The organism is Ensifer sp. Root31, from assembly GCF_001424825.1.
Classification (GTDB): Bacteria; Pseudomonadota; Alphaproteobacteria; order Rhizobiales; family Rhizobiaceae; genus Ensifer; species Ensifer canadensis.
The window spans coordinates 20,269-32,842 of record NZ_LMCO01000067.1; the positions used below are offsets into that span (position 1 = coordinate 20,269).

Here is a 12,574-nt window from a genome sequence, read left to right on the forward strand (position 1 = left end):
TCCTTCACCCCGCGCTGCTAAAGAAAGGCGCAATGCTCCATCCATGACGTGTGGCAAAATGCATCTGGTCCTGGTTTCCTCACTCGTTCCCGTAGACAATCCCGCCTCCGGTTTCGATATCGCCAATCGTGCGGTGCTTGACGGTCTGCTCGCGCTTGGCCATCGGGTCAGTGTCATCGGATTTCTGCAGCCCGGGCGGCGCCCGGCGCCCGACTGCGAGATGCACCTGCTTGGCGAACTGGAAGTGACCAATTCCAAGGCTGGCCGCCTGCAAAAGCTGAGCTGGCTTGCGACCGCTTTTCTCAATCGCACCTCGGTGTCGTCAGCCAAGATGCTTGGCGTATCGGCGGGCCGGATCCAGTCGATCCTCGACGGGCTTGCACCCTTCGACGGTCTGGTCCTCAATTCCGTGCAACTGCCCGCGGCGTTCGCTCAAGTTTTCAGGTCCTATCCGTCGATCTATGTCGCTCACAATGTCGAGGCCGATTCCGCCCTGGAAAATGCCGAGCGTGCCAAGGGCCTTTTGGAGCGCTTCCTCTTTCGGCGCGAGGCGTTGTATCTCGAACGCTACGAACAGCAACTGGCGCAGAATGCCGTCGGATTGTGGACCTTCGCCGAGGCGGATCGTCTCGGTTTCGGTCGTGCTGTTTACGACCGGGCATTCGTGCTGCCGCTGGTTACCGGCTGGGACGCGCCGATTGTGCCTGATGTGCAGCGCCAGCACGACCTCGGCTTGATCGGCACCTGGAGCTGGCGGCCGAACCGGCTCGGCCTGGACTGGTTCCTGGATCAGGTCGTGCCCCATCTTCCCCAGGACATGTCGATCGCGATCGCCGGGCAACTGGATGGAGCGCCTGTCGTTTCGCATCCGGGCATTCGTTTCGTTGGTCGCGTGCCGGACGCCCGCGCCTTCGTTGCGGCCAGTGCCGTCGTGCCGCTGATCAGCCGTGGCGGCACGGGGGTACAGCTGAAAAGTATCGAGACGTTCGAGCTCGGCATGCCGTCGGTTGCCACGCAGGCTTCGTTGCGTGGCATCGAGACGATCCCGGAAAATTGCACGCCGACCGACGATCCCCGGGAGTTTGCCCGCCTGCTGGTGGAAAAGGTCGCCCACGCGCGCGCCGGCCTTTCGCAGCGCCTGGACGGCGCAGCGTTCCACCGGACTCAAAAGGCCAGGATGATGCAGGTCATGCTGGATGTGTTGCCCGGCCTTGCCGCAAATGACGCAAGCGCCCAGGTTCGACCACGATTGAAGGTCCACGACGGAGGCCGGTCGTGACCATATCTGTCGCCGCCTCGAACGTTGCGGTATCGCAGCGCATGATCCTGGGCATGCCGGTCGCCGATCTCGGCTGGGCGAGCGCTTTCGCCTTTGCCAACGACGCGGTTTCTCGCAGCAGTGGACAGGTGAGTCTTGCCTTTCTCAATGCGAACAACGCCAACCTGATGTTGAAGGACACCGAATATCGGGATGTGCTGCGCCGCCAGATCGTATTTCCCGATGGCCACGGCGTCGATATCGCTTCCTATTTGTTCCATGGAGGCATGTTCCCGGCCAATCTCAACGGCACCGATTTCGTTCCGGCCTTGCTGACCTACCTCGATCGGCCGATGCGGATCGCGATGATCGGCGCGCGGCCGGACGTATTGGCGCGCGCGGCCGAGAACTTTCGCAAACACGCGCCTTGGCACGAATTCCTGCCTGTTTCGGACGGTTTCTTCGATCGCAGCCGGTCGCGCGAACTGCTCGCCGACGTGCGGGCTCTGAGAGCCGATATTCTTCTCGTGGCAATGGGCAGCCCGATGCAGGAGAAATGGGTCGATACCTATGTCGGCCCGCAGGATGCACGGCTGGTGATCACCGTCGGCGCATTGTTCGATTTCGTCGCTCAGGAGTTCCCGCGTGCGCCGAAGCTTCTGCGCAAGCTGCGGCTCGAATGGTTCTACCGGCTGGCTCTTGAGCCGAAGCGCATGTGGCGCCGCTATGTCCTCGGCAACCCGCTGTTCCTGCTGCGTGTATTCCTGCACAAGCTGACGGGCCGCGCTCGAAAAAGCGTCGGCAACTCCAGCCTCGGAGCGCGAAAATGCTGACCGAGCCCTCCAGGCGAACCGCTGTTGTCACTGCGTCCTACGCCAATGATTTCGAGCGCTGCCGCCTGATGTGCGAAAGCATGGATCGGCGGCTGCAGGGCGATTGGGTGCACTATCTGCTCGTCGCCGATTTCGACGTCACGCTTTTCCGGCAACTCGAAGGATCGCGGCGGCAGGTCATCGACGAGCGCGATCTTCTGCCCTGGTGGCTGCGTCCCGTCACCGACCCGCTCTCGGGCGGGCGCCGCAAGATCTGGCTGAGCCCCTTTGGCCTACCACTGCGCGGCTGGCACGTTCAGCAGCTTCGACGTCTGGCGCTTGCCCGCCATATCGATGAGGCGGCGATGTTCGCGGTCGATTCCGATGTCGTCTTCCTTCGCGACTTCGACCCCGCCACACTCTGGCGGGACGGCCGACTGACGCTTTACCGCAAGGATGCGGCGATTGACGCAAATATGCGCTCCAATCATCTGGCATGGCTTGCGCATTCCGATCGGCTTCTCGGTATCGGCCCCTATGCGCTGCCGGCCAACGATTACATCAATACGTTGATCGCCTGGCGCAACGACACATGCCGCAAGCTCGTCGACCATGTCGAAGCGCTGCATGGCCGCAACTGGGTTCGAGCGGTGACAAAAACACGCGCCTTTTCCGAATGCACGATCTATGGCCGCTTCGTCGACGAGGTTATGGGCGGGCAGGGGCACAAGCCCTCATCCGATGCACTTTGCCACGTGCTCTGGTTCGACGACAGTTATCGGCAGGGCATTGCCGGCCTCAGGGATTTCCTAAGGGATATGGCCCCGCACCAGATCGGCATCGGCGTCCAGTCGTTCGTCGGCCACGATCTCGACGATATCCGCAAGGCTGTGGTCGAACTCGCGTCAGATGACCCGGTTGGCCGGCTTGCTCAGCGCGGTATAGGTCAGGCCGAAGGATAGCAAATACAAAACCAGGAAGATCAGGTTGAGCGATGGCGCCCACTCGGCAACATCCGTGGTCGTCGTCAGCAGCATCGCAAGCAACCCCACTTTCACCACGCCCGCGACCAGCAGGTTGGCCATGCGCCGCACGGTGCGGCCGGTCGCATAGAGCAGTTCCGAATGATACTCGATCAGATTGCGGAACGATGGTACCAGCAGGATCATCGCCACGATCGGTGCTGCAGCCGAAACGTTATGGCCCAGACCGTTCGGGAAAACGTAAAGATAAACGGCCATTGCAGCGATGGCGACAAACGAGGCGGCAGCCACGGCAAACTCGATCGATAGGCGAACGGGCCAGCGGGCGATCGCATCGGGTGTGCGCATGATCCGCTGGACGAGCAGCGTGTTGAACGAGCGCACCGGCAGGGCGGTCAGATCGGCAAGCCGCATCAGGATCGCATAGATGCCGGATACGGCCGGGCCGCCGATCGCCAGCACGGCGATCTTGTCAAACTCCGACTGAATGTAGAAGAGGATTTCGGCGCCTGCGACCGAGACCGAATCGCCCCAGCGGCGGAAGTAGAGCCGGGGCTGCCAGCGAAGACGCACCCTTGGGTAAAACAGTACGAGAGCGATGACGAGGCTGATGGCGTTGGCGGCGAGATAGAACTGCGACCAGGCGCCAAGCGTGTTGACCTGAAGCAGCGCAAACAGCAGCGCCGCCGCCGTGCGGATTGCCGTGGCGATGACCACGAGCAGAGCGCCGCGGCCGAAGCGGCCGAGGCCGTTGAGAACGATGACCGCCGTTTCGAGCCCGCGCCAACAGATGATCTCGGCCGCCATGAAGGCCGCAAAGGTGCCGGCCGACATGTCGCGTGAAAAAAGCGCGATGAAGGTGCCGACGCAGATCAGTGCGATCACCGGCAGGGAAAGCAGCGCGCCGACGAGAAACCCGGCGCTATAGGTACCCACCAGCAGCGGTTTCACCGTCGCCACGCGGTAGAGCGGCGACATGAAGCCGAAGGCAAGTGCGCGCGAGATCATGATGCCGGCGGCGGACGCCGTGGCAAAGAGACCGAAATCGGCGATGGAAAGCGTGTTGGCAACAGCGATAAAATACGCAAGCGACAACACGAGCCGCCCCGCCGAACCCCCCGTCATCGAGAGATAGGCGTGAACAAGCGCCCTGTGGCGAAGATAAAGCGCTTTGATGCGGTGGTGCACGATCGAACTTCCAGGAGTCTCTCCCGTCATAGGCGGGAAAGCTTAATAAGGCGTGAGATCGCCCGTTTCTGGGGTTGGTTCTTTCTCCAAAATTAACCATTTGTTTTCCCTGTTTCCTTAGGTTGAATTCACTATTCGGAATTCGCCATCTCGGCAGCCGCGGGATAAGTCATGTTCAACGTCGACGACGAAAAACGCCCGGTTCCGCGTGCATCGTTGCTCGATATCGCAGCAGGGGGCCCGCGGGTCTCGGCGCGCGCGCAAAAGCCCGACGCCAAAGGCCGAGGATCCGCCGGCTCGTCGTTGCTCGACCGCTTTGTCGAGGCCGATCAAGCGGCTACACAGCCGGGCTATGCCGCGTCGCGGCATGCAGCTCGCGCGACACCCCAACCCAAGATACCGTCGGCACTGAGCGGTCCGGCTACTCGGCCGCAGCGTGGCCTTGGCGGTGCGGACGGCAAGATTGCCCGGTGGCTGGCCGGTCGGGATGCGGACGACGCCTCCGACGGTTCGGGTGGAGATGCATTGCTGCCACCCGGTGACAGACCGCTCGTCGACATCAAGGCCGTGCTTCGCTCCGTCTGGCAGGTTCGTTTCGTCATTGCCGCCACGACGATACTCGGCGCCGTCGCCGGCGTCGCGATCGCCCTGTCGACACCCAGCATCTATCTCTCGGAGAGCAGGCTCTATATCGACCCGCGCGAGGTGCGGCTGACGGATTCCGATCTCTCCAAGCAGTCGCTGGCGACGGAAGCCATTCTTGCGCTTGTCGACAGCCAGCTCGAGGTTCTGCGCTCGCGCACCGTGATGGAGAAGGTCGCACGTGATCTCGATCTGCAGAACGATGCCGAGTTTTCAGGAACTGGCGCGGCGGAAGGCGAAGTCTCGCCGCGCACCCTGCAGAAACTGAGCGACGCCATCCGCGTCTGGCGCGATCCCAAGACCTTCATCGTCATCGTCGAAGCGCAGAGCCGAAGCCCGGAGAGATCGGCGCTGATCGTCAACCGCCTGGTCGAAACCTTTCTGGGCGAGGAGACGGCGGCACAGTCCGGCTTCTTCCAGAAGACCACCGCGGCGCTCGATCAGCGTATCTCCGAACTCAAGGCCGAACTCGATACCGCTGAAAAGGCGATCGAGGAATACAAGGCGCGCAACGATATCGTCGGCGCCGGCGGCGAGCTGATCGCCGACAAACAACTGCTCAGCCTCAGCGATCAGGTCGCTGCTGCGCGCAACCGGATCGCCGAAGCAAAGGCGAAGGCCGACGTGTCCGGCAAGGTCCGGCTCGATGACGTGCTGACCGGCGCCTTTCCGGAGGAAGTCAGCTCGATGGCGCTCGCCGAGCTGCGCAAGCAATATGCGGCGACCAGGGCGCAGTTGAGCTCGCTCGATGCAAGCCTCGGTCCCCGTCACCCGCAGCGCATTGCCGCCGTACAGTCGCTTGAATCCTCCCGCGCCGAGATCGCCAATGAGCTGCGGCGCATTGCGGCCACCGCCCAGACCGAACTCGATCGTGCCGAGAGTGCGGAGCGGGATCTGGTCCGGCAGTTCGCAGCGCAGAAGGCCCGCCAGATCAATTCGTCCGGCGAGATGGTCGAGCTGCGCGAACTGGAGCGAAATGCTGCCGCGACCCGCGAAATCTACGAGTCCTTCCTGAAGCGCGCCAGCGAAACGCGCGAGGAAGAAAAGCTGACGGCCAAGAACATCCGCGTCGTTTCGCGGGCGGAGCCTGCGTTGCAGCCCAAGGGGCCGTCGCGCAAGATCATCGTCATCGGCGCAACGCTTGCGGGCTTTTTCGCCGGTTTCGGTCTCGGTATCCTGCTCGGCATCTATCGCAGCCTGAACGGGTTGTTTGTCGGCCCGAGGGGTGCGCCGCCGGAGACTGTCGACCCGGATCCGCCAGAGCCGGGCACCGACCCGGAACCGGGGCCTGGCGCGCGCAATGAGCAAGAAATGAAGGCGCGCGAACCGGATCTGCCGCCGCCATTCTCGCCAGCAGCCCACCATGCGCAGTCGCTGGCTGCCGCCTATCTCGCTTCGCGCGAGCTGGCAAGCCAGGCTTCCCCGACAAGGCCGTCGCCCCTGGCTATCGAGCCCGAGGACGATCTCGGCATCGCCAAGGTGCAGGACGATCTTCGCGCGCTCAGGTCGCGCGTCGAGAGCTACTCCCGCCAGAAGGTCGCGCGTCGCTGAACCTCAGCATCTGCGAAGAACGAGCAGGCAGCCTTTCAGTGATGAGAGGAAATGTCGCGGCCTGCGCTGCAAACGTGCATCTGGCCATGCCGACCCCTTGCATTTATGCGTTTGGGACAGCATAGGGCGCTTTGAGGCAATCGCCTTTCCCGAGGCGAATTAGAGTGTCCCGCGAACAGGAAGCCAGGAGGAATGCCGTGACGACTGTGATTGATGGCAAGCAGGTTGCCGCTTCGGTTATCGAGGCCGTGAAATCCGCGACACAGGCGCTCGAAACTGATGCGGGCGTGCGCCCCGGTCTCGCGGTCGTGATCGTCGGCAATGATCCGGCAAGCCATGCCTATGTCTCTTCGAAGAGCAAGATGGCCAAGGAATGCGGTTTTCAGTCGGTCCAGCACACCTTGCCTGAAGAAACGACCCAGGAAGATCTGGCGGCGTTGGTTGCCAAGCTCAATGCGGACGCCGCCATCCACGGCATTCTGGTCCAGCTGCCGCTACCGAAGCATCTGAACTCCGAACCGATCATCCAGTCGATCCTGCCGGAAAAGGACGTGGACGGCCTGCACGTCGTCAACGCCGGCAAGCTTGCGACCGGCGATCTCGAAGGCGGTCTGGTTTCCTGCACGCCCGCCGGCGCGATGGTATTCGTGCGCCAGACCCATGGCGAAGACCTTTCGGGCCTGAATGCGGTGGTTATCGGCCGCTCGAACCTTTTCGGCAAACCGATGGCGGCCCTGCTTCTTGCCGCCAATGCGACCGTAACGACGGCCCATTCGCGCACCAGGGATCTGCCGGCAGTCTGCCGCAATGCCGATATTCTCGTGGCGGCTGTCGGTCGTGCGGAAATGGTCAAGGCGGATTGGGTCAAGCCCGGCGCCACCGTCATCGATGTCGGCATCAATCGCGTGTCCGCGCCGGAAAAGGGCGAAGGCAAATCCAAGCTCGTCGGTGACGTTGCATTTTCCGAAGTGGAAAAGGTCGCGGGCGTCATCACGCCGGTACCGGGCGGCGTCGGTCCGATGACCATCGCCATGCTGATGGCAAACACCGTCATCGCTGCCTATCGCAAGGCGGGTCGCAAGCCGCCGCGCTTCTGATCAGCGCAAATTGGTATCCGTCGATATCTGACGCGCCGCCTCTGCGGCGCGTTTTCATTTCTGCGGAGCGGGGCCAGTCGAGGCGCGGACGATCAATTCGGCGCGCCAGAGTTCCTGGTCGGGATAATCGCCGCTCTTGAGGATGCCTGCAATCAGTCGGGTCGCGATGCGCCCGCCGGCTGCCCGGAGCGACGACCGCGTCGTCGTCAGCGGCACGCTGAAATTCTCCGGCTTCAGCATCGGCAGCACATCGTCATGCGCGATCAGCGAGATGTCGCGGCCCATCGCCAGTCCCGCCTGGTTGATCGCCCTGACGGCGCCAAGCGCCAGCACGGTGCTTGAACAGAGCACCGCGGTCGGCGCGTCGGGCTGCTGCAGGAAGCGCTGCATGCTGCGATATCCGTGTTCGTCGGTCATAAGCGAGTGGTGGACGAGGGTTTCGTCGAGGTTGAGCCCATGCTCGGCCAGCGCCCGGGCCATGCCCTTATGGCGGCGGATGGAAAAGGTCAGGTAGTCGGGTCCGTTGATCAGCGCAATCCGCTGATGCCCGAGCTGGATCAGCAGCCGTGTCGCGTCATAGAAGGCGCCGGTGTTGTCGATGTCGAGGAAAGGATAGTCCCGTGCCTCGCCGATCGAGCGCCCATGGACGACAAAGGGCATCGACAGCGATTTGAGCATCGCGATGCGCGGGTCGTTGGCGCGCATATAGGCGAGGAACAGTGCGTCGACGTTGCCGCTGGCGGCCAGGCGCTGGAAGGTCGCCTCCTCGTCTTCCGGCGCGCTCGGATTGAGCACGAAATGGAAGTCGTGCTTGACCGCTTCCTCGCCGAGGCCCGCGAGGAATTCGCCGAAATGCACGTCGGAATCGATGCCGGCCGCTATCGGCATGACCATGCCGATCGAATAGGCCTTGCCGGTAGCGAGGCGCTGGGCGGCCCGGTTCGGCCGATAGCCCGTTTCGCGCACGGCCTGCAGCACGCGTTGGCGGGTTTCCGCATTGACTTCCGGGTAGCCGTTCAGCGCCCGGCTGACTGTCGTCTGCGACAGGCCGAGCAGTTCCGCGAGCTGCTTGAGATTGACCGCCATGGTCAATTTCCCTCCCAAAGCGCTTTGAATATCCGTATGATTTTTATGGTTTGATCCAGCGCCCTCGAATTCTGTAACACTCGTTTTTCATCATACAAAGCGGAATTAGCCGACTTCGCGCTGCAAAAAGTTGCCGCAAAGCAAAATACTGTCGGCAGAAGGCCGGTGAATCGAAAGCTCTTGACTCCTGGAGTGTCGAAATGGTTTGTTAGCAAACTCAAAGCGCTTTGAATTTTGCGCGTTGATGATCTGCCCGGCGGGATCCGGGTTCATCTTGGGAGGAGAACACCGTGAAGAGATCATTTCTGTTGAGCGTGGCTGCGCTGGCGCTGTTTGCGGGCGCTGCCGGCGCTGCGGATCTGAAGTTCAAGCCTGGCGAAGATTCCAAATTCAACTGGGCGAGCTTCGAGGAATTCAAGAAGGGTCACGACCTCAAGGGGCAGACGCTGACGATCTTCGGACCCTGGCGCGGCGAGGACGAAGCGCTCTTCAAGAGCGTCTATGCCTATTTCGTCGAGGCGACCGGCGTCGAGCTCAAATATTCGTCCTCTGAAAACTACGAACAGCAGATCGTCATCGACACCCAGGCCGGCAGCCCGTCCGATATTTCCATCCTGCCGCAGCCGGGCCTGATTGGCGACTTGGCGTCCAAGGGCTACCTGACGCCGCTCGGCGATGATACTCAGAAGTGGCTGCTCGACAATTATGCGGCCGGCCAGTCCTGGGTCGATCTCTCGACCTACAAGGGCAAGGACGGTAACGCCGCCCTCTATGCCTTCCCCTACAAGATCGACGTGAAGTCGCTGGTCTGGTATTCGCCTGAGAACTTCGAGGACGCCGGCTACGAAGTGCCGAAGACCATGGAAGAGCTGAAGGCGCTTACCGAGAAGATCGCCGCTGATGGCCAGAAGCCCTGGTGCATTGGCCTCGGCTCGGGCGGCGCGACCGGTTGGCCGGCCACCGACTGGGTGGAAGACATGATGCTGCGCACGCAGCCGGCCGATGTCTACGACAAGTGGGTCAAGAACGAGATCCCGTTCAACGATCCGGCAGTCGTCGGCGCGATCGACGAGTTCGGCTGGTTTGCCAAGAACGACAAGTTCGTCGACGGCGGCGCGGCAGCGGTCGCGTCCTCCGACTTCCGCGACAGCCCGAAGGGGCTCTTCGCGTCGCCGCCGAAGTGCTACCTGCATCACCAGGCTTCGTTCATTCCGTCGTTCTTCCCTGAGGGCACGGTGATCGGCGAGGATGCCGACTTCTTCTACATGCCGCCTTATGACAGCAAGAAGGATCTCGGCAATCCGGTTCTCGGTGCCGGCACGCTGGCGATGATCACCAAGGACACGCCGGCGGCACGCGCCTTCATCGAGTTCCTGAAGACACCGATCGCGCATGAAGTCTGGATGGCGCAGACGAGCTTCCTGACGCCCTACAAGAGCGTCAACGTCGATGCCTACGGCAACCCGCCGCTGAAGAAGCAGGGCGAGATCCTGCTGAATGCGACGACCTTCCGCTTCGACGGCTCCGACCTGATGCCCGGCAAGATCGGCGCGGGCGCCTTCTGGACCGGCATGGTCGATTTCGTCGGCGGCAAGTCCGCTTCCGACGTTGCCGACAGCGTTCAGAAGGCCTGGGACGCCATCAAGTAAAAATGGACGACGGGCGGCGATTGCGCCGCCCGTCCTGTCCTTGGGTCCGTTGAACGCTTGGCGCGGCAGGGCCCCAACGAGAACGGCGACAATCGCCATGCCCTGCACGCAAAGTGCATTTCAGGGGGAGGGACATGTCATGCAACAGCTCGTCTTTGCCGTAGGAACGATGGTGGCCGGGGTTCTCGGCTGCGCCGCCTACTTCTGGGGAACCAGCTTCATTCTCGATCTGATTTTCCCATCGAAGGGGAGATCTGGTGTCGAGGCGTCGCGCAACCTGCGCATCACCAATGCCATCCGGCCATGGCTGTTTCTCGCCCCGGCGCTGTTCGCGTTGACGATCTACCTCATCTACCCCGTGATCATGTCGGTCTGGTTCAGCCTGCATGACCGCGCCGGACAAAACTTCGTCGGTGCCAGTAACTACGTCTGGATGCTGAACGACGGAGAGTTTCGCCAGTCGATCTTCAACAACTTCCTCTGGCTGCTGGTGGTGCCGGCGCTCGCGACCTTCTTCGGGCTGGTCATCGCCGCTTTGACCGACCGCATCTGGTGGGGCAACATCGCCAAGACGCTGATCTTCATGCCGATGGCGATCTCCTTCGTCGGCGCCGCCGTCATCTGGAAGTTCATCTATGATTATCGCGCCGAGGGCACGGAGCAGATCGGCCTCCTGAACGCGATCGTCGTTGCCTTCGGTGGCGATCCTCAGGCCTGGATCACGCTGCCTTTCTGGAACAACTTCTTCCTCATGGCCATCCTGGTCTGGATCCAGACCGGCTTCGCCATGGTGATCCTCTCGGCCGCCCTGCGCGGTATCCCGGAAGAGACGGTCGAGGCCGCCGTGATCGACGGCGCCAACGGCTGGCAGATCTTCTTCAAGATCATGGTGCCGCAGATCTGGGGCACGATCGCCGTCGTCTGGACGACGATCACTATTCTGGTCCTCAAGGTGTTCGATATCGTTCTGGCGATGACCAACGGGCAATGGCAGAGCCAGGTGCTCGCCAATCTCATGTTCGACTGGATGTTCCGCGGCGGCGGCGACTTTGGGCGCGGTGCGGCGATCGCCGTCGTCATCATGGTCCTCGTCATCCCGATCATGATCTGGAACATCCGCAATGCGGCCAAAGAAATGAAGGGGCACTGAGATGAACCCGGCGACACGCTCCCCTCTCACCTGGGCCGTACATCTATCTGTTCTTCTCCTGGTCGCCCTCTGGACGCTGCCGACCGCCGGCCTGTTGATCTCGTCGCTGCGCGACAAGGATCAGCTCGCGGTTTCCGGCTGGTGGACGGCACTGTCGACTTCGACCCAGAATATCGTCGCCCGCGCGCCGGGTGCCGATACCCAGGTCGAACGCGACGGCAAGTTCGTGATCTCGGGCGACGTGCTTGAAGGCACCTCTGCCGGTGAGGTTTCCGCCTTCGGCTTTTCGAGCCAAAAGCCGACCGCCTTCAAGCCTGGCGAAACTGCTGAGCTCAACGACGGCGAGAAGCTGACCGTCCAGGCCGATGGTAGCTTCGAGATCGTCTCGGACGCGAAGATGGAAGGCTCGCGCGGCCAGCGCATCTTCTTCACCGCCGCCGTTCCGCCGCGCTTCACCTTCGACAATTACGTCGAAGTGCTGAGCGCCGAAGGCATCGGCGCTTCCTTCATCAACTCGCTGACGGTCGCCATTCCTTCGACGATCATCCCGATCCTGATTGCGGCCTTCGCCGCCTATGCGCTCGCCTGGATGCCGTTTCCGGGGCGCGCGATCCTGATTGCGGTCGTCGTCGGCCTGCTCGTCGTGCCACTGCAGATGTCGCTGATCCCGCTTCTGAAACTCTATAACGGCGTCGGCGCCTTCTTCGGCGTGCCGGCCAAGACCTATGTCGGCATCTGGCTCGCCCATACCGGTTTCGGCCTGCCGCTGGCGATCTATCTCCTGCGCAATTACATGGCCGGCCTGCCGCGCGAGATCATGGAATCCGCACGCGTCGACGGCGCCAGCGACTTCGACATCTTCGTCAAGATCATCCTGCCGCTGTCGTTCCCGGCGCTGGCGTCCTTCGCGATCTTCCAGTTCCTGTGGACCTGGAACGACCTGCTCGTCGCCATCGTCTTCCTCGGCGCCGGCCAGGATGAACTGGTCCTCACCGGCCGGCTGGTCAATCTCTTGGGTTCTCGCGGCGGCAATTGGGAAATCCTGACCGCCTCCGCCTTCATCACCATCGTCGTCCCCCTGATCGTGTTCTTCAGCCTGCAGCGCTACCTCGTGCGCGGCCTGCTGGCGGGATCGGTCAAGGGTGGTTGACCTCACAG

At 62.3% G+C, this 12,574-nt stretch carries 10 protein-coding genes; 8 read left to right on the plus strand and 2 right to left on the minus strand.

The window, feature by feature from the left end; genetic code table 11:
* The first annotated feature begins 58 nt into the window (after positions 1-58).
* Genes ASD00_RS37065 through ASD00_RS37075 form a run of 3 tightly spaced genes read left to right on the plus strand, consistent with a single transcriptional unit; the run spans position 59 to position 3,032 of the window.
* Positions 59-1,279 (plus strand): glycosyltransferase family 4 protein, encoded by a 1,221-nt coding sequence (locus ASD00_RS37065; protein ID WP_063963381.1) that lies wholly within the window; start codon positions 59-61, stop codon positions 1,277-1,279.
* Entirely contained in the window at positions 1,276-2,091 is an 816-nt protein-coding gene (locus ASD00_RS37070) for a WecB/TagA/CpsF family glycosyltransferase (RefSeq protein ID WP_239637564.1), read from the plus strand. Before ASD00_RS37065 ends, ASD00_RS37070 begins: the two co-directional genes overlap by 4 nt.
* Positions 2,085-3,032: a DUF6492 family protein gene (locus tag ASD00_RS37075; protein ID WP_025425955.1), complete on the plus strand. Its 948-nt coding sequence runs from the start codon at positions 2,085-2,087 to the stop codon at positions 3,030-3,032. Before ASD00_RS37070 ends, ASD00_RS37075 begins: the two co-directional genes overlap by 7 nt.
* Here ASD00_RS37075 and ASD00_RS37080 read toward each other — a convergent pair.
* Positions 2,976-4,241, minus strand: coding sequence for a transporter (locus ASD00_RS37080; RefSeq protein ID WP_038575893.1), 1,266 nt, complete (start codon positions 4,239-4,241; stop codon positions 2,976-2,978). The two genes, ASD00_RS37075 and ASD00_RS37080, sit on opposite strands and share 57 nt — an antisense overlap.
* Before the next feature lie 171 nt (positions 4,242-4,412).
* Here ASD00_RS37080 and ASD00_RS37085 point away from each other — a divergent pair, with 171 nt between their 5' ends.
* Both ASD00_RS37085 and folD read left to right on the plus strand, forming a co-directional pair.
* Positions 4,413-6,434 (plus strand): GumC family protein, encoded by a 2,022-nt coding sequence (locus ASD00_RS37085; RefSeq protein ID WP_025425957.1) that lies wholly within the window; start codon positions 4,413-4,415, stop codon positions 6,432-6,434.
* Positions 6,435-6,631: 197 nt separating this feature from the next.
* Positions 6,632-7,531: a bifunctional methylenetetrahydrofolate dehydrogenase/methenyltetrahydrofolate cyclohydrolase FolD gene (gene folD, locus ASD00_RS37090; RefSeq protein WP_025425958.1), complete on the plus strand. Its 900-nt coding sequence runs from the start codon at positions 6,632-6,634 to the stop codon at positions 7,529-7,531.
* A 54-nt stretch (positions 7,532-7,585) separates the two neighbouring features.
* Here the strand turns inward: folD and ASD00_RS37095 are convergent, their stop codons facing one another.
* Positions 7,586-8,617 carry a substrate-binding domain-containing protein gene (locus ASD00_RS37095; RefSeq protein WP_025425959.1) on the minus strand — a complete coding sequence of 344 codons (1,032 nt, stop codon included), beginning with the start codon at positions 8,615-8,617 and terminating at the stop codon, positions 7,586-7,588.
* Between the two features lie 290 nt (positions 8,618-8,907).
* On the opposite strand from ASD00_RS37095, the gene ASD00_RS37100 reads away from it, so the two are divergent.
* The 3 genes from ASD00_RS37100 to ASD00_RS37110 all read left to right on the plus strand — a co-directional run bounded on the left by ASD00_RS37100 (position 8,908) and on the right by ASD00_RS37110 (position 12,566).
* Positions 8,908-10,266, plus strand: coding sequence for an ABC transporter substrate-binding protein (locus ASD00_RS37100; protein WP_025425960.1), 1,359 nt, complete (start codon positions 8,908-8,910; stop codon positions 10,264-10,266).
* A gap of 139 nt (positions 10,267-10,405) precedes the next feature.
* A complete protein-coding gene (locus ASD00_RS37105) occupies positions 10,406-11,416 on the plus strand; it encodes a sugar ABC transporter permease (protein ID WP_025425961.1) in 1,011 nt (336 codons plus the stop codon).
* Position 11,417: 1 nt separating this feature from the next.
* On the plus strand, positions 11,418-12,566 hold the full coding sequence (locus tag ASD00_RS37110) for a carbohydrate ABC transporter permease (protein WP_057211547.1): 1,149 nt from the start codon (positions 11,418-11,420) through the stop codon (positions 12,564-12,566).
* Positions 12,567-12,574: the final 8 nt, after the last annotated feature.

Excerpts from the sequence above, each read along its gene's own strand:
- ASD00_RS37095 (WP_025425959.1), bottom strand. The coding sequence starts at position 8,617 with ATGGCGGTCAATCTCAAGCAGCTCGCGGAACTGCTCGGCCTGTCGCAG.
- ASD00_RS37075 (WP_025425955.1), top strand. The coding sequence starts at position 2,085 with ATGCTGACCGAGCCCTCCAGGCGAACCGCTGTTGTCACTGCGTCCTAC.
- ASD00_RS37105 (WP_025425961.1), top strand. The coding sequence starts at position 10,406 with ATGCAACAGCTCGTCTTTGCCGTAGGAACGATGGTGGCCGGGGTTCTC.
- ASD00_RS37065 (WP_063963381.1), top strand. The coding sequence starts at position 59 with ATGCATCTGGTCCTGGTTTCCTCACTCGTTCCCGTAGACAATCCCGCC.
- ASD00_RS37110 (WP_057211547.1), top strand. The coding sequence starts at position 11,418 with ATGAACCCGGCGACACGCTCCCCTCTCACCTGGGCCGTACATCTATCT.
- ASD00_RS37085 (WP_025425957.1), top strand. The coding sequence starts at position 4,413 with ATGTTCAACGTCGACGACGAAAAACGCCCGGTTCCGCGTGCATCGTTG.